General features: G+C 65.1%; 19 protein-coding genes. 9 read left to right on the top strand and 10 right to left on the bottom strand.

The window, feature by feature from the left end; genetic code table 11:
- Nucleotides 1-71 precede the first annotated feature (71 nt).
- On the bottom strand, nt 72-974 hold the full coding sequence (locus C5L14_RS04470) for a LysR family transcriptional regulator (protein ID WP_105860854.1): 903 nt from the start codon (nt 972-974) through the stop codon (nt 72-74).
- A 101-nt stretch (nt 975-1,075) separates the two neighbouring features.
- On the opposite strand from C5L14_RS04470, the gene C5L14_RS04465 reads away from it, so the two are divergent.
- On the top strand, nt 1,076-2,143 hold the full coding sequence (locus C5L14_RS04465) for an aldo/keto reductase (RefSeq protein ID WP_245443245.1): 1,068 nt from the start codon (nt 1,076-1,078) through the stop codon (nt 2,141-2,143).
- Between the two features lie 210 nt (nt 2,144-2,353).
- Here the strand turns inward: C5L14_RS04465 and C5L14_RS04460 are convergent, their stop codons facing one another.
- The 6 genes from C5L14_RS04460 to C5L14_RS04435 all read right to left on the bottom strand — a co-directional run bounded on the left by C5L14_RS04460 (nt 2,354) and on the right by C5L14_RS04435 (nt 8,126).
- Entirely contained in the window at nt 2,354-3,232 is an 879-nt protein-coding gene (locus C5L14_RS04460) for a sigma-70 family RNA polymerase sigma factor (RefSeq protein ID WP_105860852.1), read from the bottom strand.
- Nucleotides 3,232-3,684, bottom strand: coding sequence for a carboxymuconolactone decarboxylase family protein (locus C5L14_RS04455; RefSeq protein WP_105861313.1), 453 nt, complete (start codon nt 3,682-3,684; stop codon nt 3,232-3,234). The genes C5L14_RS04460 and C5L14_RS04455 overlap by 1 nt, the downstream gene beginning before the upstream one ends.
- 206 nt (nt 3,685-3,890) lie before the next feature.
- Nucleotides 3,891-4,379: a YkgB family protein gene (locus tag C5L14_RS04450; RefSeq protein ID WP_105860851.1), complete on the bottom strand. Its 489-nt coding sequence runs from the start codon at nt 4,377-4,379 to the stop codon at nt 3,891-3,893.
- 170 nt (nt 4,380-4,549) lie between these two features.
- The gene (locus C5L14_RS04445; RefSeq protein WP_105860850.1) at nt 4,550-5,140 is read right to left on the bottom strand and encodes a PqiC family protein; all 591 of its coding nucleotides are present in this window, start codon (nt 5,138-5,140) and stop codon (nt 4,550-4,552) included.
- Entirely contained in the window at nt 5,140-6,843 is a 1,704-nt protein-coding gene (locus C5L14_RS04440; RefSeq protein WP_105860849.1) for an intermembrane transport protein PqiB, read from the bottom strand. Before C5L14_RS04440 ends, C5L14_RS04445 begins: the two co-directional genes overlap by 1 nt.
- Nucleotides 6,840-8,126 (bottom strand): paraquat-inducible protein A, encoded by a 1,287-nt coding sequence (locus tag C5L14_RS04435; protein ID WP_181161025.1) that lies wholly within the window; start codon nt 8,124-8,126, stop codon nt 6,840-6,842. The genes C5L14_RS04440 and C5L14_RS04435 overlap by 4 nt, the downstream gene beginning before the upstream one ends.
- Nucleotides 8,127-8,518: 392 nt before the next feature.
- Here C5L14_RS04435 and C5L14_RS04430 point away from each other — a divergent pair, with 392 nt between their 5' ends.
- Nucleotides 8,519-9,409 (top strand): choline kinase family protein, encoded by an 891-nt coding sequence (locus tag C5L14_RS04430; RefSeq protein WP_105860847.1) that lies wholly within the window; start codon nt 8,519-8,521, stop codon nt 9,407-9,409.
- A gap of 138 nt (nt 9,410-9,547) precedes the next feature.
- Nucleotides 9,548-11,992, top strand: a complete 2,445-nt coding sequence (locus tag C5L14_RS04425; protein WP_105860846.1) for a GcvT family protein — start codon at nt 9,548-9,550, stop codon at nt 11,990-11,992.
- Nucleotides 11,993-12,162: 170 nt separating this feature from the next.
- Here C5L14_RS04425 and C5L14_RS04420 read toward each other — a convergent pair whose 3' ends face one another.
- Nucleotides 12,163-13,197 (bottom strand): aldo/keto reductase, encoded by a 1,035-nt coding sequence (locus C5L14_RS04420; protein WP_105860845.1) that lies wholly within the window; start codon nt 13,195-13,197, stop codon nt 12,163-12,165.
- Nucleotides 13,198-13,227: 30 nt separating this feature from the next.
- Nucleotides 13,228-14,409, bottom strand: coding sequence for an MFS transporter (locus tag C5L14_RS04415; protein ID WP_105860844.1), 1,182 nt, complete (start codon nt 14,407-14,409; stop codon nt 13,228-13,230).
- Between the two features lie 115 nt (nt 14,410-14,524).
- Here C5L14_RS04415 and C5L14_RS04410 point away from each other — a divergent pair, with 115 nt between their 5' ends.
- A complete protein-coding gene (locus tag C5L14_RS04410; protein WP_105860843.1) occupies nt 14,525-15,433 on the top strand; it encodes a LysR family transcriptional regulator in 909 nt (302 codons plus the stop codon).
- 101 nt (nt 15,434-15,534) lie between these two features.
- Here the strand turns inward: C5L14_RS04410 and C5L14_RS04405 are convergent, their stop codons facing one another.
- Nucleotides 15,535-16,899, bottom strand: coding sequence for an NAD(P)-binding domain-containing protein (locus tag C5L14_RS04405; RefSeq protein WP_105860842.1), 1,365 nt, complete (start codon nt 16,897-16,899; stop codon nt 15,535-15,537).
- Nucleotides 16,900-17,344: 445 nt separating this feature from the next.
- Here C5L14_RS04405 and C5L14_RS04400 point away from each other — a divergent pair, with 445 nt between their 5' ends.
- The 5 genes from C5L14_RS04400 (at nt 17,345) to C5L14_RS04380 (ending at nt 23,483) form a co-directional block, all read left to right on the top strand.
- Nucleotides 17,345-17,551: a DUF1674 domain-containing protein gene (locus tag C5L14_RS04400; RefSeq protein ID WP_105860841.1), complete on the top strand. Its 207-nt coding sequence runs from the start codon at nt 17,345-17,347 to the stop codon at nt 17,549-17,551.
- Nucleotides 17,552-17,760: 209 nt separating this feature from the next.
- A complete protein-coding gene (locus C5L14_RS04395; protein WP_105860840.1) occupies nt 17,761-17,997 on the top strand; it encodes a hypothetical protein in 237 nt (78 codons plus the stop codon).
- A 677-nt stretch (nt 17,998-18,674) separates the two neighbouring features.
- The gene (locus C5L14_RS04390) at nt 18,675-21,155 is read left to right on the top strand and encodes a PAS domain-containing sensor histidine kinase (protein ID WP_245196814.1); all 2,481 of its coding nucleotides are present in this window, start codon (nt 18,675-18,677) and stop codon (nt 21,153-21,155) included.
- 76 nt (nt 21,156-21,231) lie between these two features.
- Nucleotides 21,232-22,764 carry a tRNA (adenosine(37)-N6)-threonylcarbamoyltransferase complex ATPase subunit type 1 TsaE gene (tsaE, locus tag C5L14_RS04385; protein WP_105860839.1) on the top strand — a complete coding sequence of 511 codons (1,533 nt, stop codon included), beginning with the start codon at nt 21,232-21,234 and terminating at the stop codon, nt 22,762-22,764.
- Nucleotides 22,761-23,483: a nucleotidyltransferase family protein gene (locus tag C5L14_RS04380; RefSeq protein ID WP_105860838.1), complete on the top strand. Its 723-nt coding sequence runs from the start codon at nt 22,761-22,763 to the stop codon at nt 23,481-23,483. The genes tsaE and C5L14_RS04380 overlap by 4 nt, the downstream gene beginning before the upstream one ends.
- Nucleotides 23,484-23,520: the final 37 nt, after the last annotated feature.

Genomic DNA, 23,520 nt, shown 5'->3' with positions numbered 1-23,520 from the left:
ATTCTTGGACGCAGAACCGGAATCCGCTCGTAGATGCATATGACGTCACTCCTCGACGATATCGTGCAACATTAAGCTTGTCTGGATCTCGCCGCAACGAAGTCGAGGAAGGCCCGCAGCGGCGGCGCCATCTGGCGGCGGCTGGGATAATAGAGGTGGAAGCCTGGAAAGGGCGGCGACCAGTCCGCTAGCAGGTGGACGAGTTGGCCCGAGTCGAGCCCGGGGCGGACCTGGTGCTCGAACAGATAGGCGATGCCGACGCCGGCCAGCGCCGCTTGGCAGGCGACCTCCGGTTCGTTGACGATCAGGGGCCCTTCGACGGCCGCTTCGAGCGGGCGCCCTTCGCGCTCGAATTCCCAGTGATAGAGGCTGAGGTCGGTCGGCCAGCGGAAATTGATGCAGCGATGGCGGGCGAGATCGTGCGGCGTCGCGGGCGTGCCGTGGCGCGCCAGATACGCCGGGGCGGCGACGGCCATCAGCCGGAGCTCGCCGCCGAGCCGCACGGCGATCATGTCCTTCTCCACCATCTCGCCGAGGCGCACGCCGGCATCGAAGCGGTTGGCCACGATGTCGATCAGCCTGTCCTCGCTGACGAGATCGAGCGTGATGTCGGGATAGGCTTCGAGGAAGGGGCCGATCAGCGGCCCGATGACATGGATGGCGGCGATGCGCGTGGCATTGATGCGCAGCAGGCCGGAAGGGCTGTCGCGCAGGCTCCTGAGATCGGCGACGGCGGCGTCGAGATCGGACAAGGCCGGACGCAGCCGGGCGAGGAAGCGCTCGCCGGCCTGGCTCGGCGCCACGCTGCGGGTGGTGCGGTTGAGGAGGCGCACGCCGAGCCTTTCCTCCAGCGAGCGGATGGTCTGGCTGAGGGCGGAGGGAGAAAGCCCGAGATGAGCGGCCGCCTTCACGAAGCTGCCATGCTCGACCACGGCGACGAAAGCCCGCAGTTCCGCATGGTCGCTGCCGCGCATTATACAGGCCCTTCTTCATAACCCATGCGAATTCTACACCATTAACGCAGCAGTCGTCAGCCGCCATCTTCCGCCCAGCATCGCAACGAAGGATGACGACCATGACTCTCGCTTTGGACGACTATCGCCTGCTCGGCCGCTCCGGCCTGCGGGTATCGCCCCTGTCGCTGGGCACGATGACCTTCGGGACGGATTGGGGCTGGGGTGCCGACGAGGCCGAGGCCCGCCGCATCTTCGACGCCTATGTCGATCGCGGCGGCAATTTCATCGACACCGCCAACCAATACACCAACGGCACCTCGGAGCGCTTTGTCGGCGCCTTCGCCGCCGATCGCCGCGACCGGCTGGTGATCGCTACCAAATACACGCTGCCCTCCCGTCCCGGCGATCCCAATTCCGGCGGCAACCACCGCAGGAGCATGGTGCGCTCGGTGGAAGAGAGCCTGAAGCGGCTCGGCACCGACTATATCGACCTGCTCTATCTGCATGCCTGGGACTTCACCACGCCGGTGGAGGAAGTGCTGCGCGGCCTCGACGATCTCGTGCGGGCCGGCAAGATCGTCTATGCCGGCATTTCGGATGCGCCGGCCTGGCAGATCGCCCGCATGCAGACCATCGCCGATCTCCGCGGCTGGGCGCCGCTGATCGCCCTGCAGGTCGAGTACAATCTGATCGAGCGCACCATCGAGCGTGAGCTGATGCCGATGGCAAGGGAAATGGGGCTCGGCGTCATTCCCTGGTCGCCGCTGGCCAGCGGCGTGCTCGCCGGCAAATATAGCCGGGCGGATCTCGACGACAGCGGTGGCTCGGCCGAAGCCTCCGGCACCCGCCGCAACGTCGCGCTCGGGAATGGCGCGCTCACCGAACGCGGTCTCGATATCGCCGAGGCGGTCAAGGCCGTCGCCGGCGAGACCGGGCATACGCCCTCGCAGGTGGCTTTGGCCTGGACGCTGCTTAACCCAGCGGTTGCCTCACCCCTCATCGGCGCCCGCACCCTGGCCCAACTGGAGGACAATCTCGGCGCGCTCGAGGTGACGTTCTCGGACGAGCAGCGTGCCCGGCTGGAGGCGGCTAGCGCCATCGAACTCGGCTTCCCGCACGACTTCCTCAATCGCCCGCTGACACGCAACGTGATGTTCGGCGGGCTGAAGATCCCGACGCGGGGGTAGGGGGTAGATTTTCGAGAATTGTGCTGCCCCTCACCCTTACCCTCTCCCCGTAAGGACAGGGCGAGGGGGACTTCCATGTCCCGCCCTATCCAGCAGGCGCCCTGTCTCGCATCGAGGCGCAACGCCTGACGCCCCTCGCCCCGTCCTTACGGGGAGAGGGTAAGGGTGAGGGGCAGCGCTACTCAAACCAAGCCGGCTGCCACCTCTTCCTCAATGCAGGGACGCCTCCTCGATATGCCTGAGCTTGTCGGGATTGCGGGTGACGTAGATGCCGACGATCTGGCCGTCGCGGATGTCGAGGGCCGTGGTCTGCAGCGTGTCGTCGCGCTCGATGGTGATGAAGCCCGGGAGGCCGTTGATATAGGCGAAACGCACCAGCTTCGACATGGTCTCGGCGAAGTAATGCGCCAGGCCGGCCTGCAGCTTCATCACGTCCTCGATGCCGAAGATCGGCTTCATCGCAGCCGGCTTCTTGCCGCCACCGTCGGAATGCACGGCGACATCGGCGGCCAGCAGGGCCTGCAGGGCCGTCATGTCGCCGCTGCGCGAGGCCGCAAAAAAGGCGTGGGCGATCTCCAGCCCCCGCTCCTTCGGCATGTCGAAACGCGGCCGGGAGGCACGCACATGGGTGCGTGCCCGGCTGGCGAGCTGGCGGCAGGCGGCGGCATCGCGCCCAATGGTCTCGGCGATCTCGTCGAAGGAGACGCCGAAGACGTCGTGCAGCAGGAAAGCGGCGCGCTCCAGCGGCGAGAGCCGCTCAAGTGCCAGCAAGAGAGGCAAGGTGACGTCCTCGACCTCGTCCTCGCCCTCCTCCAGCACCGGCTCGGGCAGCCAGGGGCCGACATAGGTCTCGCGCTGGCGCCGGGCCGATTTGAGCACGTCCAGGCACAGGCGCGTGACCACGCGGGTGAGGAAGGCCAGGGGCTCGCGCACCTCGGCACGGTCGGTGTCGAGCCAGCGCAGGAAGGCATCCTGCACCACGTCCTCGGCGTCGGCGACCGATCCCAGCATGCGATAGGCGATGCGGATCAGGCGCGGCCGCAAGGGATCGAAGCTCGCGGCCGCATCGGCCTGGCTGGCGCCCGGCATCAGGCCGCCGCTTTCGCGCGCACCGGATGCACGGCGTTGAAACCGACATTGACCCGGTTCCAGCCATTGATGGCGACGATCAGCAAAGTCAGCTTCACCTGTTCCTCCTCGGTGAACTGCGCCTTCACCTGCTCATAGACATCGTCGGGCGCGCGCTTGTCGGCAACCAGCGTGAGGGCTTCGGTCCAGGCCAGGGCCGCGCGTTCGCGGTCGTTATAGAGCGGCGATTCGCGCCAGGCGTCGAGCAGATAGAGCCGTTCCTCGCTCTCGCCAAGCTTGCGGGCGTCGAGGGCGTGCATATGCAGGCAGAAGCCGCAGCCATTGATCTGCGAGGCGCGCATCTTGACCAGTTCCATCAGGCTCACCTCCAGCCCGTCGATGCCGGTCGAGAAGTCGAGCCACTGCTTCATGATGGCGGGAGAGGCGGCGAAGGGGTTCAATCTGGCTTTCATGATCATGTCCTCCTGATCGGTTTGCGCAGACATGACGAGCCAGCCTCCGCCGCTGTGACATGGCGGCTAAATTTTCTTGAGACAGACTTCCGAACAAGCGCATTGCGCGCCGGAAGTTGCGATCGGACGGATCGCTAACCGCTATAACCGCTTGTTTTGAAACGCTGTCTCGGCCGAAAAGCCGATTGGTGCTTCCGGCAGGTGATTCAAGCCGTCGGTGGCCCTGCGAGCGGCCGCGGCAAAGAGGCCAGAAACAGAACCACGCAGACACAAAGCAGGACGATATCCTTGAATAGGAATTCGCCGGTCAGATTCCAGGCCATCGGGTCGGTCGACAGGCTCCATTGCACGACCCCGGGCGTCGTGAAGAAGAACGACCATGTGATCGCGAAGGTGACGATGCCCATCAGGGAACCGGCGGCCGACAGGATCGGGCTGAAAGCACCCGCCGCAAGCAGCGCCGCAATGACGAACTCGGCAACACCGAGAAAATACGCCTCGCCCCGCAGACCCAGCAGCGACAACCATGAGATGAAGGGGCTGTTGCTGATGAACTGGGCAATGCCCTGAGCCGACTGCAACGTGAATTTTTGCATGCCGAACGACACGAAGATTACGACCATGACCCAACGCAGAATGGCCAGAAAACGATAAGAACCTCTTCCGTTTTCAGAGATATGGAAGAATGTATTCATGCGGGTCACTTCTTTCCTTTTAGGCATATTGATTGCGAGGGCACGCAGATGCGCGTTCCTCGCAAAGCACTTCGTTCGGAAAGAACAAGCGTTACGCTGATCCGGAGTTTGGCGGCTCACAATGATGTGTATGGGCGACGCAAGATTCTTGCGTGCGACCCGCGCGCGCCTCAGCGCAGCTTGGCGGCGATGTGTCCGGCGAGCTGGTCGAGGGCCGAACTCATCGCCTCGACCTGGGCGGGCGCTCCGGTATCGGCCGGGGGAACGGCGATATTGGCCTGGGCCGCCGCACTGCGTCCCCCATTGCGGTAATGCAGCCGCCATTGGGCCTGCAGCACCACCACGCCCTGGGCATTGGTGTCGAAACGGCTCACCGAGAGTTCCAGCGTGGCCGATTCCTTGCCCGACAGGGTCTGGCTGGTGGTCACCAGCGAGCCGGCGGGCAGGCGCCGGCGCAGATCCTCGGCCAGCACGCGCTGCACCATGGAACCCAGCGGCTCACCCCAGCGCTCGAATTCGGAGACGCCGAGCTGCACGTCGCCGGAGCGCCGCACCAGCTGCGGCCGGTCGAGATATTTGGCGACGTCCACCGTCTCGATCGACAGCGAGACCGGCCGGCCCGTCACCCTTTGCCCGCTTTGGGCGGCCAGGGTGTAGATCTTGGCTTCCGGCGATGCGCAGGCCGCAAGCAGAGCGAGAGCCAGGCCGAGGCCCGCGAGGGCCGCGACGCGTCCAGGGCGGCGGGAGGAGACGAACGGCATCAGTTGCTTCCTCTGGTCTTGCCCCGGATCAGGGATTCGGGGTGCTGCTGCATATAGTCGGTGAGCACGCGGATGGAACGCACGGCATCGTCGACCTGCGACATCAGGCGGGTCAGGTCGCGCTTGAAGGCGGACGAACCGCCATAGCCCTGGTCGAAGGAGCCCAGCGTGGAATTGATGCGCTTCATCGACTGCTGGGCGGTGTCGAGCACCGGCTGCAGCCTTTGCATCGCCGGCGCGAGATCGGTCTTGGCCTTGTCGATCAGCTCGCGCGCGGAGGTGAGGGCCGCGGCGAGCGAGCGCAGCGATTCCTTGATCTCCGGCCCGGCGGCCAGATCCTGGAACGACTTCATGGTGTCGTTGGCCTGGATCACCAGCTTGTCCAGGGGCAGTTTCGAGATGCGGTCGAGGATGTCGTTGACCGAACGCAGGGCGGAATCGAACTGGTTCGGGCTGGTCGGGATGACCGGATAGGTATCGCCGGTGCCCAGTTCTGCCGGTCCGGCCTTGGGGTCGATGTCGAGCGACACCACGCTCTGCCCGGTGAGATAGTTGCTGGTCTTGATCTCGGCGCGCAGACCCTTGGCGACCAGCGATTTCAGCACGGTTTCGGGATTGATCGGGCCGTCCGCGCCGACGAGCTGGATCCGCTGCGGCTCGATCTCGATCAGCACCGGCGCGCGCGGAGCGTTCTTGCCGACGTCATATTGCAGGCTGACATTGACGACCTGCCCGATCTTGAGGCCGTGCCACTCCACGTTGGAGCCGGGGACAAGCCCGCCCACGGAGGAATCGAAGTAGACGAGGTAGCGCAGACGCACGGTATATTTGGCTTCGTCGGCGCTCGCTTGGTCCCGGTAGAGCGTGAACGTCGCCTTGGGAGGCGCGCGCTCGTTCGAGGGCATGTCGATGGGCGTGTCGAAGGCGATGCCGCCCGCCAGCAGGGCCTGGATGGAATCGAGCTGAAGCCGGAAGCCCTGGGGACCCGTGGTGAGGGAGACACCGGATGCGTTCCAGAAATTGGTGCTGGTGCGCACTTCCTTGTCGTAGGGGTCCCGCACGAAGGCGCGGATCGTGATGCCGTCGGCGAGGTTGGAGGAATCGTAACCGAGCACCTGGCCGACCTCGAGGCCACGATGGAAGATCGGCGATCCCGCGCTGATCGAGCCGATCTGGGTGGTCTTCAGGGAAAACTCGGTGCCGGGCGCGTCGGTCGGAATGACCGGGGGAAGCTCCAGGCCGGCGAAGGTGTCGGCCGTCGTGCCGGCTTTGCCCGGATCGAACTCGATATAGACGCCGGAGATGATGGTCGACAGGCCGGAAATGCCGGAACTGGCCGACAGGCGCGGCCTGACGACCCAGAACAGCGTGCCCTCGCGCATCAGCGGTTCGGCCTGCTTGGTCATGTCGGCGGTGACGATGACGTGGCTGCCATCCGGCGCAAGGGCGATGCTCTTCACCGTGCCGAAGACGATGGCCTTGTAGCGGATCTGGGTCTTGCCCGGCTCCAGCCCCTCGGCCGTGCGCATGGTGATGGTGATCTCCGGCCCCTTCTCCGACAGCGTGACCCAGCCCAGATAGAGCGCGATGGCGGCCGCCACGATCGGGATGAGCCAGATCGCGGACAGGCGGCGACGGCGCGGCGGATCGAGATCCGGCGTGGCCGTGTCGCTGCCGTTCTTGGAGGTGTCAGAGTCGGTCAATGGCCCTTCTTTCCTGTGTCGCGGCCCGACGCATCGTGGCGGTTCAACACATCCCACATCAGCCGTGGGTCGAATGATTCGGAGGCGATCATGGTGATGATGACCACGCTGGCAAAGGCGATTGCGCCGATGCCGGGCTCGATGGTGGCGATCTCGCCCAGTTGCACCAGCGCCACCAGGATCGAGATCATGAAGATGTCGATCATGGACCAGCGCCCGACGAACTCGATGATCCGGTAGAGCACCGTCCGATCCTGCAGGCGCCAGGTCGAGCCGCGCTGGGTTGTGATCAGCAGCACCATCAGGCCCACCAGTTTGAGCACGGGAACCAGGATCGAGGCGAAGAAGACCAGCGCGGCCAGCGGCCACAAGCCGGCATCCGCCAGGGCGATGACACCGCTGATGATGGTATCGGGCTCGCCATGTCCGAGCGAGATCACCGTCATGATCGGGAAGAGATTGGCCGGGATGTAGAGGATGGCGGCGGTGATCAGCAGGGCCCAGGTTCGGGTCAGGCTGTTGGGCTTGCGTTGATGCAGGGGGGCCGAGCAACGCGGACAGGTCCCATGCCCTGAAGCGGGCAGGTTGGAAACGAGCCAGCAGGCTTCGCACAGGGCGGTCGGCCGCCTGGGGTCCACTTTGGGCGGCGGCGGGGCCAGCCCCTTGCGCGCAAAGCTGCGCCAGATGGTTTCGTCGTCCAGGAGCGCGCCGGTCGCCACCGTGACCAGCATGAGTGCCACCACGGCGAACACGGCGGGGCCGAGATCGACATGCGCGAGATCGATCAGCTTCACATAGGCCACGAGAAGGCCGAGCATGTAGACTTCGATCATCGCCCAGCGGCCGACGAAAGAGGCGCCGCGATGAACGAGCGGCAGCCAGCGCGGCGGGCGCCTCATCCTCAAACCGGCCAGGACGGTGAGGCGGGCGAGGATCTGCAGGCCGGGCGCCACCAGCATGGTGAAGGCGACGACGATGGCCAGTTCCCAAAGGCCCTGGTCGTAGAGCGCCTTGATGCCGGTGACGAGGCTGGCCACCTGCGCGCGACCGGAAATCTCCAGCCGGATGAAGGGCAGGAAATTGGCCATGGCGAAGCAGATGGCCCCGGCCAGGCTATAGGCATAGGCATGGCTCAGCGAGATGGCGCGGAAATGTTCCAGCGTGGCGCCGCAGCGGGAACAGCGCGCCCGCATGCCGTCCTGAAGCGGCGGCACGTCATGCAGCAGCCCGCAATCGTGGCACTCCATGATCTGGGTGGCACTTCGCGTCGTCGGGGTGATCACCCGATCTGTCCGGCCGGTCGCCATATTACCGTTGCACTCGAATCACAAAAGAACTCCGGCCTTACCGCAGCGTCATTTCATCAATGGAGATTGCGAATCTTCCCTGAAGTCTCCCTTCAGGTCGACCGTAACTCCGATGTCTTGCACCCGAAGGGCTCTTTCCAAACATTCGCAAGCGGGCGACTGCATTGCCGCAATACGTCGCCCCCGGTCCCTTTTGTCGCATACGGCGCGAAAAGCCAAGGCTTAGACGTTCCTGGAATTGGCAGGTGCCGGCTTGGAAGACGCCGCCGGGGCTTCGTCACCCCGGCCATTTCGGGCATGCCGTCTGGACGATTTGATCCCGATCGGGTTAGGTTGCCGTAACATTGAATAAACCATCCGGAGCCGCCATGCCCACGGTGCCGCTTCACAGCCCCCGCGAGAAGGCGGCGGCCTTGGCCTGCTGGCGCGGCAAGGTCGAGCCGCAGCCGCTCGGCGGCGGCATCACCAACACCAATTTCACCGTGGTGGACGGCGACGGCAAATATGTCGTGCGGATCGGTGACGACATCCCTCTCCATCAGATCAGCCGCGCCAACGAACTGGCCGCCAGCAAGGCCGCTTTCGCCGCCGGCATCTCGCCGGAAGTGGTGCATCACGAGCCGGGCGCGCTGGTGCTGCGCTTCATCGAGGGGCGTACCTTCACGCCGCAGGACGTGCGCGATCCCCGCAACCATCAGGCCATGATCGAGCTCATCAGGCGCTGCCACCGCGAAATGCCTCGTTTCTTCCGGGGGCCGGCAGCGATCTTCTGGGTGTTCCAGGTCCTGCGCGACTATGGCCATACGCTCAGGGAAGGGGCCAGCCGGCACCTGGCGCTGTTGCCGCGCCTGCTGGCCGAGAGCGAGCGCCTGGAGAAAGGCGTCGGTCCCGTCGACATCGTCTTCGGCCACAACGACCTGCTGGCCGCCAATTTCCTCGACGACGGCAAAAGGCTCTGGCTCGTCGATTGGGACTATGCCGGATTCAATTCGCCCTTGTTCGATCTCGGCGGCCTCGCTTCCAATTCCGAGCTCGATGTGGCCGCGCAGGACAGTCTGGCAGAGGCCTATTTCGAGCGTCCGCTCGACGACGGGTTGCGCCGCCGCCTGGCCGCCATGACGGCGGCCTCGCTGCTGCGCGAGACGATGTGGAGCATGGTGTCGGAAATCCACTCCACCCTCGATTTCGACTACGCCGCCTATACGGCCGAGAATCTCAGGCGCTACGAGGCGGCGTATCGGGCGTGGCAGGATGGGTAAGATCCGCCCGGCGTGCCGATCTCCAGATCGGTGTCCTTTTACGACGAACGAAGCGTTTCCCAGAATGCCGATCTGGAGATCGGCACACCATGATTGGTGCGCTGAACCTAGGTAGGTCCGCGCTCCCAGGAGATCTCCATGTCCGACCTGCCCTCTTCCGCGAAAATCGTCATCATCGGTGGCGGCATCATCGGCTGCTCCACCGCCTATCATCTCGCCAGGATGGGGCTGACGGATGTGCTGGTGCTCGAACGCGGCAAGCTCACCTCCGGCTCGACCTGGCATGCGGCCGGGCTGGTGGGCCAGCTCAGGACCAATGCCAACATCACCCAGCTGCTCGGCTATTCCGTCGCCCTCTATGACCGGCTGGAGCAGGAGACGGGCCTTGCCACCGGCTGGAAGCGCAATGGCGGCCTCAGACTCGCCTGTAACCAGGAGCGCTGGACCGAGGTGAAGCGCCAGGCCACCACCGCGACCTCCTTCGGCCTGGAAATGCAGCTGCTCAGCCCGAAGGAAGCCCAGGATCTGTGGCCGCTGATGCAGGTGGACGACGTGGTCGGCGCCGCCTTCCTGCCGACGGACGGGCAGGCCTCGCCCTCCGATATCACCCAGTCGCTCGCCAAGGGCGCGCGCATGGGCGGCGTCACCTTCCGCGAGGGCGTCACCGTCTCCGGCATCGAGGTCGAGGGCGGCGTCGCCAAGGCTGTCTTGACCGACCAGGGCCGCATCCAGGCCGAGAAAATCGTTGTTTGCGCCGGCCAATGGTCGCGCGAGATCGGCCGCATGGCCGGGGTCAACATACCCCTGGTGTCGATGCAGCATCAATATCTGATCACCGAGCGGATCGAGGGCGTCACCTCCAATCTGCCGACCTTGCGCGATCCCGATCGCCTGACCTACTGGAAGGAGGAGGTCGGCGGCCTGGTGATGGGCGGCTACGAACCCAACCCCAAGCCGTGGGCCAATACCGGGGCGACCGAAAAGTTCGAGTTCCAGCTCCTGGATAACGATCTCGACCATTTCGAGCCGCTGATGGAGCTCGCCATCGGCCGCGTGCCCGCCATGGAAAATGCCGGCATCAAGCAGTTCATCAACGGTCCCGAGAGCTTCACGCCGGACGGCAATTTCATCCTCGGCGCCGCGCCCGAGACCAAGGGCATCTATGTCGGCTGCGGCTTCAACGCCTTCGGCATCGCCTCGGGCGGCGGCGCCGGCATGGCCCTGGCCGAATGGGTGGCGAGGGGCGAACCGCCCTATGACCTCTGGGCGGTCGACATCCGCCGCTTCGGCAAGAATACGCTCGATACCGGCTGGGTGCGCCAGCGCACCATGGAGGCCTATGCCAAGCACTACACCATGGCCTGGCCCTTCGAGGAGTATCAGTCCGGCCGTCGCCTGCGCCGCTCGCCGCTCTATGACCGGCTGAAAGCCCAGGGGGCGGTGTTCGGCGAAAAGCTCGGCTGGGAGCGGCCCAACTGGTTCGCTGCTGCAGGCGAGGAGGCCAAGGACGTCTATAGCTATGGCCGCCAGAACTGGTTCGAGGCCGTCGGCCGCGAGCACAGGGCCTGCCGCGAGGCCGCCGTAGTGTTCGACCAGACCTCCTTCGCCAAGTTCACGGTGAAGGGGCGCGATGCCGACAAGGCTTTGTCCTGGCTCTGCGCCAACGACGTGGTCAAGAAGCCGGGCAGCCTCACCTATACCCAGATGCTCAACCGCAAGGGCGGCATCGAGACCGATCTCACTGTGGCCAGGCTCGGCGACGGCAGCTATTACCTCGTCACCGGCACCGGCTTTGCCACCCATGACCTCGACTGGATCCGGCGCAATGTCCCGGCCGGGCTCGATGTCCAGGTCGAGGACGTCACCTCGCAATTTGCTGTGCTGGTGCTGATGGGCCCGAAGGCGCGCGAGATCCTCGGCCAGCTCACCGGCGAGGATCTCTCCAATGCCGCCGCGCCCTTCGGCAGCGCAAGGCCGCTTCACATCGCCGGGGCACGCGTTCTGGCCCTGCGGGTGACCTATGTCGGCGAGCTCGGCTGGGAACTGCATGTGCCGATGGAATTCGCGCTGACGGTCTATGACGCGCTGATGGCCGCCGGAGCCCCGTTCGGCCTCGTCAATGCCGGTTATCGCGCCATCGAATCGCTGCGCCTGGAAAAAGGCTACCGGGCCTGGGGTGGCGAGATCGGGCCGGACCATTCGCCCCTGGTGGCCGGGCTCGGCTGGGCAGCGAAACTGAAGAAGGACATTCCCTTCCTCGGTCGCGAGGCCCTGATCGAGCAGGCCGCCAAGCCGCTGCCCCGCCTGCTGGCGGGTTTTACCGTCGACGATCCCGCCGTGATCCTGCTGGGGCGCGAGACCATCTATCGCGACGGCAAGCGCTGCGGCTGGCTGGCCTCCGCCGGCTATGGCTACACGGTGGGCAAGAATATCGGCTACGGCTATGTCCGCGATCCCGCCGGCGTCGATGCCGACTATGTGCTTTCCGGGAATTACGAACTCGAAGTCGCGACGGAGCGGGTAAAGGCGCGGGTGTTCCTCGAGCCGCTTTATGACCCCAGGATGGAGCGGGTGAAGGGATAGGGGAGGTGTCCTCTGGGACCGCCAGCATCCTGCTGGCTCTGCTTTCCCGCAAATGCGACCTTTGCGGGTATTCGCTGCCGACGAAGAGCCAGCAGGATGCTGGCGATCCCAGGAAAAGCGCCTCGCCGGGACAGCGAGGTGCTTGCGGTTATTGGCGGTAACGCGCCCCCTTACACCGCCGGCGGGTTCAGGCGGGCGAAGCCTTCCTGGCGGCGATAGGGGAAGTAGGGATAGGCCGCTTCCACGCTGCTGGCGGCGTCGAGCTTCTGCCGCTGCTCGGGCGTCAGGCTCCAGCCGATGGCGCCGAGGTTCTGCCTGAGCTGGTCCTCGTTGCGGGCGCCGATGATCACCGAGGATACGGTGGGTCGGCTGGTGAGCCAATTGATGGCGATCTGCGGCACGCTCTTGCCGGTTTCCCCGGCCACCTCGTTCAGGGCGTCGATGACGCGGAACAGGCGTTCATCATCCACCGGCGGGCCGAAATCGGCGGTCTGGTGCAGCCGGCTTCCTGCCGGCAGGGCCTGGCCGCGCTGGAGCTTGCCGGTGAGGCGGCCCCAGCCGAGCGGGCTCCAGACCAGGGCGCCGACACCCTGGTCGAGGCCCAGGGGCATCAGCTCCCACTCATAGTCGCGGCCGATCAAGGAGTAATAGGCCTGGTTGGCGACATAGCGCGTCCAGCCATGCCGGTCGGCGATGGCGAGCGACTTCATGATCTGCCAGCCGGAAAAGTTGGAAACACCGAGATAGCGCACCTTGCCGGCACGGACGAGGCCGTCCAGCGTCGAGAGCACCTCCTCGATCGGCGTGCCCGCATCGAAGGCGTGCAGCTGCAGGAGATCGATATGGTCGGTGCCGAGGCGGCGCAGTGCCGCCTCGACGGAACGGATGAGGCGTTCCCGCGAGGTGCCGTAGTCGCCGGGCCCGTCGCCCATCGGCAGGGCAGTCTTGGTCGAGATCAGCACCTCGCTGCGCCGGCCCTTGATGGCGGCGCCGAGAACTTCCTCGGAGGCGCCGTTGGAATAGACGTCGGCGGTGTCGAACAGGGTCACGCCAGCCTCCAGACAGATGTCGAGAAGGCGGCGCGCCTCCTTCTCATCCGTGCTGCCCCAGGCGCCGAACAGGGGCCCCGAACCGCCGAAAGTACCGGCACCGAAACTGAGGACCGGCACTTTCAGGCCGGATAAGCCGAGACGACGATAGTCCATGGTGATGTCCTTTCGAAAAACGCAGCAGGATCAAACCGACTGGCCGATCGGTTCCGGATGGCGGTCGAGGGCGGCGCTCCACAGCGTCAGCAGGAGGGCTGCAACGACCAAGGCGGCGCCGACCAGGGGTGTCAGCCCGAGGCCGAGCGGGGAGGCGACCACCAGCCCGCCGACCCAGGCGCCCAGGGCGATGCCGAGATTGAAGGCGGCGATGTTGAGGGCCGAGGCGACGTCGACGGCGGCCGGTCGATGGATCTTGGCGAGCTGCACCACATAGAGTTGCAGGCCGGGCACATTGGCGAAGGACAGGAAGCCGAGGGCGGCCAGCGTCACCAGGGTCAGCACGGGTGAGGTCGCGGTGAAGGCGAAGGCGGCCAGCACCGCGGCCTGCAGGGCGAACAGGCCGATCAGCGCCTTGGCGGGATTGCGGTCGGCGATGCGGCCACCCACGAGGTTGCCCACGGCGATTGCCGCGCCATAGAGCACCAGGATGAGGCTGACGCTGCCGGCGGCAAAGCCGGTGATCTTCTCCAGGATCGAGGCGAGATAGGTGAAGGCGACGAAGGTGCCGCCATAGCCGAGGGCCGTCATGGCGAAGACCAGCAGCAGGCGGCCGCTGCCGAGAACCCGGACCTGGTCGATCAGCCTGGCCGGGGGGGCCTTGCGGAGCGTGGCCGGCAGCAGCACGGCGATGGCGATGAAGGCGACCAGGCCGAGGCCCGCGACGCCCCAGAAGGTGGCGCGCCAGCCGAAGCTCTGGCCGATGAAGGTGCCGAGCGGCACGCCGGTGACGATCGCCACCGTCAGGCCCATGAACATCATGGCGATGGCCGAGGCGCGGCGATCGGGCGCGACAAGATCGGCCGCGATGGTAGCGCCGACCGAGAAGAACACGCCATGGGCGAAGGCCGAGAGCACGCGCGCGACCAGCAGCAATTCATAGCTGGGGCTGAGCGCCGCGGCGCTGTTGCCGGCGATGAACAGCGCCATCAGGCCGAGCAGCAGGCCCTTGCGGCCGAGACGCCCGGTGAGGGCGGTGAGGATGGGAGCGCCGAAGGTCACGCCGAGGGCGTAGACGCTGACGATCAGGCCGGCGAGCGGCAGAGTGATGCCGAGATCGGCGGCGACCGTCGGCAGCAGCCCGACGATCACGAATTCCGTAGTGCCGATCGCATAAGCGGCGATCGTGAGGGCAAGGAGGGCGAGGGGCATGAAAATGGTCCCGAAAAGGGTGAATGCTTGTCGGGCCAATATGATCGCTACGCATTGCCACGATAATCAGGCATAATGGGTGAATAGCTTTGAATTAAATTCATAAGAGGCTGCCATGGACAACCGGGCCGGCGAAATGGAAGTGTTCGTCACCGCGGCCGAATTGCGCAGCTTCTCGGCGGCGGGGCGCAAGCTGCATCTCTCGCCCTCGGCAGTCAGCAAACTCGTCACCCGCATCGAGGACCGGCTCGGTGCCCGCCTGCTGGTGCGCACGACGCGAACCCTGCAGCTCACCCCCGAGGGAGAAACCTATCTTGGCCGCGCCCAGGCCATTCTGGCCGACATCGCCGAAACGGAACGGATGATCTCGAGCGGGGGGCAGGTCGTGCCATCGGGGCGGCTGCGCGTCAGCGCCTCGGTGGGCTTCGGGGCGCGTTGCGTCGTGCCGGTGCTGCCCGACTTCCTGGCGCGCTATCCCAAGGTCGAGCTCGACCTTTCCCTCACCGACGAAGTCATCGACCTCGTCGAGGAGAAGGCCGACATCGCCATCCGCTCAGGACCCCTGCGCGATTCGACGCTGAAGGCGCGCAAGATCCTGGAGAGCCGCCGAGTGATCACCGCTTCGCCCGGCTATCTCGCCCGTCACGGCATGCCCGCCAGGCCCGAGGATCTCGAGCGGCATAATTGTCTGCTGTTCAACTTCCGGCGCGGCCTCGACAGCTGGCCCTTCCGCGATCCCGGTTCGGCTTCCGTACGACACGTGCAGGTTGCCGGCAATCTCAAGGCCAATAATGGGCCGACCATGCGCAAGCTCTGCCTGGACGGCCTCGGCCTGGTGCGCCTCGGCCGGTTTCATGTCCAGCCCGACATCGATGCCGGCCTGCTGGTGCCGCTGCTGGAGGACCACAACCCGCTCGACGTCGAGCTGATCCATGCCGTGTTCGTCGGCCACGATCACCTGGCCGCCCGTATCCGCGCCTTCGTGGATTTCCTGGCTGAAAGAATCGGGGGAGCGGGGCACTGAACCCCTGGGATCGCCGGCTTTTAGCCGGCAGCCCCCCGGAAAACACGACGCCGGCCCTGCACGAGACGGGGCCGGCGTCCTGAATTTCAACTACGAATGCTTTACGCTACCTTGGTGGCCTCCGCCGGCTCGGTGCGCAGATAGGTCTCCAGGCTGTCGTCGAGCGCCTCCACCCAGCGCGTATGGTGTTTGGGGGCCATGGTGCCGGTCATCAGCGAGCGGTAGCCATGGTCGCGGAAGCCCATGATGTCCTCCATCTTGTGGTGCTCCCACTCCATGAAGGTCTTGTTGGTGGCCTCGATGTCGAATTGCGGATAGTCCGTCTCGGCCAGCAGCTCCTTCACATAGTCGCCCTGGTACCAGATCATCTGCTCGGCATTCTCAAGGCTTTCCTCGCGGGCCCGCCATTTGTCGAAATTGGCCTTGAGCTCGGCTTCAGGCGGCAGCTCGATGCGGCCCATCATCACGTCGCGGGCCCACCAGGCTTGCACGTCGAACATGTTGAAGGTGTAGAACTGGTCCTGCATGCCGATATAGAAGAGCTGCGGATTCTGATCGAAGATCACCCCCTTGTAGAGATGGTCGGCCCATAGCCTGTTGGCGGTCTTCAGGCGCAGGTCGTCGGGCAGGAACGGGAAGTGATGCTGATAGCCCGTGCATAGGATGAGGGCGTCGACCTCCTTGCTGGAGCCGTCGGCGAAATAGGCCGTGCGGTTCTCCAGGCGCTGCAGCAGCGGACGCTCCTCGAAATTTTCGGGCCATTTGAAGCCCATCGGCTTGGAGCGGTAGCTGGTGGTGACCGACTTCGCGCCGTATTTCCAGCATTGCGAACCGATGTCTTCGGCCGAATAGCTTCGGCCGACGATCAGGATGTCCTTGCCCTTGAACTCCAGAGCGTCGCGGAAGTCATGGGCATGCAGCACGCGGCCGTTGAAGCTCTTCACACCCTCGAAATAGGGTACGTTCGGCGTCGAGAAATGGCCGGAGGCCACCACGACATAGTCGAACTCCTCGTCATACATGCGGTCTTCGGTGCGCTCATGCGCGGTCACCGTGAACTTCCTGGTGGCCTTGTCGTAGCGTACCATGCGCACCGGGGTGTTGAAGCGCACCCATTTGCGCACATCCGCCTTCTCGACACGGCCCTTGATGTAGTCCCAGAGCACGGCGCGCGGCGGGTAGGATGGGATCGGCTTGCCGAAATGCTCCTCGAAGGAGTAGTCGGCGAATTCCAGGCATTCCTTGGGGCCGTTCGACCAAAGATAACGGTACATGCTGCCATGCACCGGCTCGCCATATTCGTCGAGGCCCGTGCGCCAGGTGTAGTTCCACAGCCCGCCCCAGTCCGACTGCTTCTCGAAGCAGACGACTTCGGGAATGGCAGCACCCTTGCGGGCCGCCGATTGGAAGGCGCGGAGCTGAGCCAAGCCCGAGGGACCGGCACCGATGACGGCTACTCTTGTCATATATTCTTCCCCTCTGCCGTTATGGCGGTTGGTTTGAGCGTCTGGATTTCGTACTTGTTGACGCTGCGCCCGCCTCCTCCGAAGCCGGCGCAGCGCTATTGGCCGCCCTTGGCCTGATGGGGCTTGCTCGCATCCGCCGGATGAAAGAGGCTTTACGGCATGCTTCCAAGCCCCGCAGACTTCACTGCGGATAATATTTATTTCCTGACTATAATCTCACCTGCCGCCATGACAAGTCGGCTCTTCGTTTTTTTGATTCGCGCTCCCATCTATGGAAGCCTGCGGTGCGCATTTGCCCTCCCCGGCATCGTGGACCTCGGTTCCCGAAGGTCAAGCCTCATGGCCGGTGTGAGCGGGCGGGGCATTGTTCGACGCCGCGGGCGAAATCGAGCCGATTTTCGCAGAAGTGCTTGATCGAACATAGCATATTTGCGATGGAGAACCCATGTCCGCTTCTGAATCCGATACGCCTCCCCATGCTGCGCCCGGCAAGGTCTTGAGCGAAGCGGCCAAGCGCGCCCTCATCGAGGCGGCCGAGCGCCGCAAGTCGGAGAAGCCGGCCGAGCGTCCGCGCGAGATCAACGGCCGCGACGGTCCCGAACCCGTGCGCTATGGCGACTGGGAAGTGAAGGGCATCGCCTCCGACTTCTGAAACCGCCGTTACCAGAACGAAGGCTTTCTGCTGACCATGGAATTGCCACAAGTATTTCTGACGTGTTTCTGGTCTATCCCTATCCGTCAATTCGCCATCACGAATAATTCACGCATCGTATGCTTCTCGTGAATTGCACGTCAGGACATCGCCTCGTAGATTAGGATCATTACTTGTTCACCTTGCTGTGAATTTTCAAGGAGATGATCATGAAGATCTTTACGATTTCTACGATTGCGGCGTTTGGTATTGTTGTTGCTACTACGGCCGCGAATGCCCATGGCCATCTGGTTACCGGGCCTGAACTCTATGGCGCACCCGCGACAACTCAGCAGATGGGTGAGAATGACCATCAGGCTGGCAAGAACGATAGCGCAGTCCGGCCCCGCAAGGTGAATGCCGTCCGGCACGGGGCGCACCGGCTGCGCAATAGCGAGGCCTATTGAGGCCGTTCGCGCCGGATTTCATTCACCAAGGTGTAAAAAGAGGTTCTTTTCCACCACATCATAGTGAAGCGATATGGCACGCCGCCCCGTTCCTCGGGGCGGCTTTTTTGTTGGCGGGCCGATCCCTGTTCCCTCGGCGATTTCCGCCGGTAATCGAGGCTTGTTAAGCCCGTGGTAACCATGATCGGTGCCAAGATGACGGGTCGCTTCGTCATGTCTGGCTCCCCTGTGGGGAGCCTGCACCCGCAAATTTCCTTGCATGCCGCCGAATGACCTCTTCCGGCGGGAGTCAAGGGGAGGGTAAAGTGAACTGATTCGGAGGACGGGTTCACGGTCATCATGGCCGCGAAGCCGGGCTTCCGCGCAAGGCCGGACGTCATTCGCAGTGACGACCGGTACCCTTTGCGGGCAGGACCGGTCTTCATTCGGTCCGCGCTGCCCGCAGATGTGCGAGGGCGTGGCATGTCGGTGCTCGCGCCCCTGGCAGACGGGGTCGCAGCAGCCTGGTGGTTTCCGCCCATCCCGAGGAGGGGCGAAGGCCGCAGCGGTCCTGCCAACGTCGCGTTGCGTTTCAGGGTGAGCGGAACGTCATTCGCCGGCGCCTGTCCGGTACCGAAGGGATTCGTCGAAACAAGATGCGACAGGACAGACGGCAAGGCAGGCGCAAGGAAAGGGAATTGCCGAGGTGGCCCCGGCTGCCGGCCCGCCTATACGTCGGCATTTTCCTGGCCGTCGTCCTGCCGGTTTCCGCCGCACTGGCCGCCGACACCGTGCCGGCAGCATCGGGCCTGTTCGGCAATCTCACCAGCGCCGACCGCCGCATCCTCGCCATGCTGGCCCTGTTCGCCGGCCTGCTGATCCTGGCGACGGGTCTTGCCGTGTTCTATCTGCGCGCCCGCAATGCCTGGCTCAAGCGCGACCGCGCGGCCAAGGCCGAAGCGCAGGCGCTTGCCGCGCGCGCCGAACGCGCCGAAGCGCTGCTGATGTCCGAACCGCAGCTGATCGCGGTCTGGTCCGGCACCGAGGACCTGCCACTGCTTTCCGGAGAGTTGCCGGGGGTCACCATCTCGCCCTCCCGCCGCGGCCTGATCGGAACCGGCTGGCTCGATTATCACGATACCCGCACGCTGGAAGAGCATATCGCGGCACTGCGCGGGCGCGGTGAGAGCTTCCATATGGTGGCGCGCTCGCGCCATGGCGGCTATGTCGAGGCGGATGGCCGCGCCATTGGCGGACGCGCGGTGCTCAGACTGCGCGACGTCACCGGCGATCGCCTTGAACTCGCCCGTCTGGCTGACCGGCATCGCCGCGCCAGCGAGGAGATCGAGGCGATTCGCTCACTGCTCGACGAGGCGCCGGTGCCGCTCTGGCTGCGCAATGCCAATGGCAAGCTGGTCTGGGTCAACAAGGCCTATGCCAGGGCGGTCGACGCCCAGGACGAGAACGACGTCCTCAGCGGCGACGTCGAGCTGCTCGACCGGCCGGCCCGCGAGGAAGCCAATGCCGCGCGTCTCGAAGGCAAGCCCTTCCTCAAGCGCGTGCCGGCAGTGGTCGGCGGTGCCAGGCGCACGCTCGATGTGATCGACATTCCCTCCTCCCGCGGTTCGGCCGGCATGGCGATCGACGTGTCGGAAGTCGAGACGATGCGGGCCGATATCGGCCGCCAGATCGAGGCGCATGTCCGCACGCTCGATCAGCTCGCCACCGCCGTGGCGATCTTCGACGCCGACCAGCATCTGACCTTCTATAATGCTGCCTTCGCCGCGCTCTGGCAGCTCGACGCGGCCTTCCTCGACGGCAAGCCCACCGACAGCGAGATCCTCGACCGCCTGCGCGCCCAGCGCCGCCTGCCCGAGCAGGCCGACTTCAGGGCCTGGAAATCGAAGCTGCACGAGGCATACCGGGCCTTCGAACCCGCCGAACATTGGTGGCATTTGCCCGACGGCCGCACCTCGCGGGTGGTCACCACGCCCAACCCGGCCGGCGGCGTCACCTATCTGTTCGAGGACGTCACCGAGCGCATCGATCTGGAGGCCCGCTACAAGGCCTTGTCGCGCGTCCAGGGCGAGACGCTGGAAAACCTGAAGGAGGGCGTCGCCGCCTTCGGATCCGATGGCAGGCTGCGCCTGTCCAATCCCGCCTTCGCCGCGATCTGGCGGCTGCCGCAGGAGATGCTGGAGCAGCGCCCCCATATCGACGACGTGGTGTCGCGTTGCTCGATCCTGTTCCGCGACGAGGCGGTGTGGCAGGCGCTCAAGGGCGTGATCACCTCCTTCGGCGATGCCCGCCATTCCACCGACCAGCGCATGATGCGGGTGGACGGCACCGTCATCGACGTCGCCACCGTGCCGCTGCCGGACGGCGGCACGCTGGCCACCTTCACCGACGTCACCGATTCGGTGAATTTCGAGAACGCCCTGGTCGAGAAGAACGAGGCGCTGGAGGAAGCTGCCCGCCTCAAGAACGACTTCGTGCATCACGTCTCCTACGAACTGCGTTCTCCCCTCACCAACATCATCGGTTTCGTGCAGCTGATGGCCGATGGCGCCGCCGGGCCGCTGAACGAGAAGCAGCGCCAATATGCCGGCTACATCAAGACCTCGTCCGATGCGCTCTATGCCATCATCAACAACATCCTCGATCTCGCCACCATCGATGCCGGCGCCATGACGCTGGACCTCGGCAAGGTCGACATCCGCGAAGCCATGCAAGGCGTGGCGGAGGCGGTGCAGCCGCGTCTGGCCGAGACCGGCGTCAGGCTGGAGATGAAGGCGAGCCAGGCGATCGGCAATTTCGAGGCCGACGGCCAGCGCGTGCGCCAGGTGCTGTTCAACCTGCTCTCCAACGCCATCGGTTTCTCGCAGGCCGGCGGCACCGTGACGCTCTCGGCCCTGCGCAAGGGCCAGGAGATCGTCTTCCGCGTCGAGGATCGCGGCCGCGGCATTTCCCAGGCCGTGATCGACCGCGTCTTCGACCGTTTCGAATCGCATGGCGGCTCGAGCGGCCACCGCGGCGTCGGCCTCGGCCTGTCCATCGTGCGCTCCTTCGTGGAACTGCATGGCGGCACGGTCGAGCTGGTCTCCGAGGAAGGCCGCGGCACCATCGTGACCTGCCGCTTCCCGGTCGACGCATCCGTTCACAGGGAGGCGGCGGAATGACGAAAAGCCTGCCTGTCGGCATGGATCGCCCTCCGCCCCCCAAGATTAAGCTCCGACGATCTGAAGGCCCAGCCCATTGACCGATCTCCTGACCCACCAATGGACCGTCGACCTGCCGAGCGAAGCGGCGACCGAGCTGCTGGCCCGTGACTTGGCGGCTACGCTGCGGGCCGGTGATCTCGTTACCCTCTCGGGCGATCTCGGTGCCGGCAAGACCGCCTTTGCCCGCGCCCTGATCCGCGAGATCGCCGAGGATCCGGAGCTGGAAGTCTCCAGCCCCACCTTCACGCTGATCCAGCTCTATGACACGCCGACTTTTCCGATCGTGCATGCCGATCTCTATCGCATCGGCCATGCCAGCGAGCTCGACGAATTGGGCTGGGACGAGGCGCCCGACGGCGCGCTGGTGCTGGTCGAATGGCCGGAGAAGGCGGGCGAGACGCTTCCGGCCGACCGGCTCGACATCCGTTTCGTGCATGCCGGCCGCAGCGAGACCGCGCGGCGTGCGACGCTGACGGGGACGGGCGACTGGTCGTCCCGCCTGCGCCGCTTTTCCCAGACCGGCGATTTCCTGCGCCATGCCGGCTGGCAGGATGCATCGCGCGAGCATGTCCAGGGCGATGCCTCGACCCGCTCCTATGCCCGGTTGAGGCGCGGGCAGAACACCGTGATCCTGATGAATTCGCCGGCCCGTACCGACCGCACACCGGTGCGCTACGGCAAGACCTACAGCCAGATCGCCCATATCTCCCAGGATGTGAAGCCCTTCGTGGCGATGGCGAAGGGCCTGTCGGAACGCGGCTTCTCGGCGCCGCAGATCCTCAAGGAAGATCTGCTGCACGGCCTGCTGCTGCTGGAGGATTTCGGCACGGACTTCATCGCCGAGGGCGGCAAGCCGGTGCCCGAGCGCTACGGCGTGGCCATCGACCTGCTCGCCCGCCTGCACGGCATGGATCTGCCGGATACGCTGCCCGTGGCTTCCGCCATCAATCACAAGATCCCGCCCTTCGACCATGGCGCCCTCGATATCGAGGTCGAGCTGCTGATCGAATGGTACATGCCGATGATCGGCGCGCCTCAACTGTCGCAGCGCAATCGCGACCATTTCACCGCGCTCTGGCGCGCGGCGCTCGCGCCCGTCGTCAAGGGTGAGCAGAGCTGGCTGCTGCGTGACGTCCACTCGCCGAACCTGATGTGGCTGCCCCAGCGCGAGGGCATCAAGCGCATCGGCCTGCTTGACTTCCAGGACGCGATGATCGGTCCGCCGGCCTATGACGTGGCCTCGCTCTGCCTCGATGCGCGGGTGACGGTGGATCAGGAACTCGAACTCCAGCTCCTGACGCGCTATGTGAAGGCCCGCCGCAGCGCCGATGCCGCCTTCGATCCCGCCGGCTTCGCGCGGGCCTATGCGGTGATGGCGGCCCAGCGCAACACCAAGCTGCTCGGCCTGTTCGCCCGGCTCGACAAGCGCGACGGCAAGCCTGCTTATCTCAAGCATATTCCGCGCATTCGCGCCTATCTCGATCGCGCTTTGGCCCATCCCACCCTGGCCGACCTCAGGGAATGGTTCGAGACCTTCGTCTTCGCGATGGAAGCCAGAGTATCATGAGCCGCCCCTTTTCGACCGCCATGCTGCTGGCCGCCGGCCTTGGCAAGCGCATGCGTCCCCTCACGGATATCCGCCCCAAGCCGCTGATCGAGATCGCCGGCAAGCCGCTGATCGATCATGTGCTCGACCGTCTTGCCGCGTCCGGCGTCGAAAAGGCCGTGGTGAACGTTCACTATCTCGCCGAGCAGATGGAAGCCCATCTTGCCGGTCGGCAGCACCCGAAGATCCTGATCTCCGACGAGCGGGCGGGCCTGCTGGATTCCGGCGGCGGCGCGCGCAAGGCCCTGCCCCTGCTCGGCAAGGCGCCCTTCATCGTCTGCAATTGCGACAGCTTCTGGATCGAGGGCCCGCAGAACAATCTCGAGGCCCTCGAGGCGGCCTGGGATCCCGAACGCATGGACATCCTCATGCTGGTGGCCGCGACGGCCACCAGCGTCGGCTTCGACGGGCGGGGCGATTATCATCTCGACAGCGCCGGCCTGCTCTCCCGCCGGCGGGAGAACGAGACCGCGCCCTTCGCCTATGCCGGCGTGCTGCTGATCAAGCCGGAATTGTTCGAGGGGACCCGCGAGATCTTCTCCCTGAACCGCCTGTTCGATGCGGCCGAGACCAAGGGGCGGCTGTTCGGCCGCCGCCTCGACGGCATCTGGCTGCATGTCGGCACGCCTGAAGCGGTGGGAGAAGCCGAAACCAAGATCGCACAGTCGATGGTCGAATAAGCCCATTCCGGAAAACGCGCAGGGTAAAGGCAATCCT

The sequence above is a fragment of the Labrys okinawensis genome, assembly GCF_002982075.1.
Lineage (GTDB): Bacteria > Pseudomonadota > Alphaproteobacteria > Rhizobiales > Labraceae > Labrys > Labrys okinawensis_A.
The sequence above is the reverse complement of the archived record's forward strand: the minus strand, read 5'-3'. Positions and strand labels throughout refer to the sequence as shown.

Bases quoted from the DNA above. Each gene is read 5' to 3' on its own strand.
- C5L14_RS04470 (WP_105860854.1), bottom strand. From the start codon at position 974: ATGCGCGGCAGCGACCATGCGGAACTGCGGGCTTTCGTCGCCGTGGTC.
- C5L14_RS04465 (WP_245443245.1), top strand. From the start codon at position 1,076: ATGACTCTCGCTTTGGACGACTATCGCCTGCTCGGCCGCTCCGGCCTG.
- C5L14_RS04460 (WP_105860852.1), bottom strand. From the start codon at position 3,232: ATGCCGGGCGCCAGCCAGGCCGATGCGGCCGCGAGCTTCGATCCCTTG.
- C5L14_RS04455 (WP_105861313.1), bottom strand. From the start codon at position 3,684: ATGAAAGCCAGATTGAACCCCTTCGCCGCCTCTCCCGCCATCATGAAG.
- C5L14_RS04450 (WP_105860851.1), bottom strand. From the start codon at position 4,379: ATGAATACATTCTTCCATATCTCTGAAAACGGAAGAGGTTCTTATCGT.
- C5L14_RS04445 (WP_105860850.1), bottom strand. From the start codon at position 5,140: ATGCCGTTCGTCTCCTCCCGCCGCCCTGGACGCGTCGCGGCCCTCGCG.
- C5L14_RS04430 (WP_105860847.1), top strand. From the start codon at position 8,519: ATGCCCACGGTGCCGCTTCACAGCCCCCGCGAGAAGGCGGCGGCCTTG.
- C5L14_RS04425 (WP_105860846.1), top strand. From the start codon at position 9,548: ATGTCCGACCTGCCCTCTTCCGCGAAAATCGTCATCATCGGTGGCGGC.
- C5L14_RS04420 (WP_105860845.1), bottom strand. From the start codon at position 13,197: ATGGACTATCGTCGTCTCGGCTTATCCGGCCTGAAAGTGCCGGTCCTC.
- C5L14_RS04415 (WP_105860844.1), bottom strand. From the start codon at position 14,409: ATGCCCCTCGCCCTCCTTGCCCTCACGATCGCCGCTTATGCGATCGGC.
- C5L14_RS04410 (WP_105860843.1), top strand. From the start codon at position 14,525: ATGGACAACCGGGCCGGCGAAATGGAAGTGTTCGTCACCGCGGCCGAA.
- C5L14_RS04405 (WP_105860842.1), bottom strand. From the start codon at position 16,899: ATGACAAGAGTAGCCGTCATCGGTGCCGGTCCCTCGGGCTTGGCTCAG.
- C5L14_RS04400 (WP_105860841.1), top strand. From the start codon at position 17,345: ATGTCCGCTTCTGAATCCGATACGCCTCCCCATGCTGCGCCCGGCAAG.
- C5L14_RS04395 (WP_105860840.1), top strand. From the start codon at position 17,761: ATGAAGATCTTTACGATTTCTACGATTGCGGCGTTTGGTATTGTTGTT.
- C5L14_RS04380 (WP_105860838.1), top strand. From the start codon at position 22,761: ATGAGCCGCCCCTTTTCGACCGCCATGCTGCTGGCCGCCGGCCTTGGC.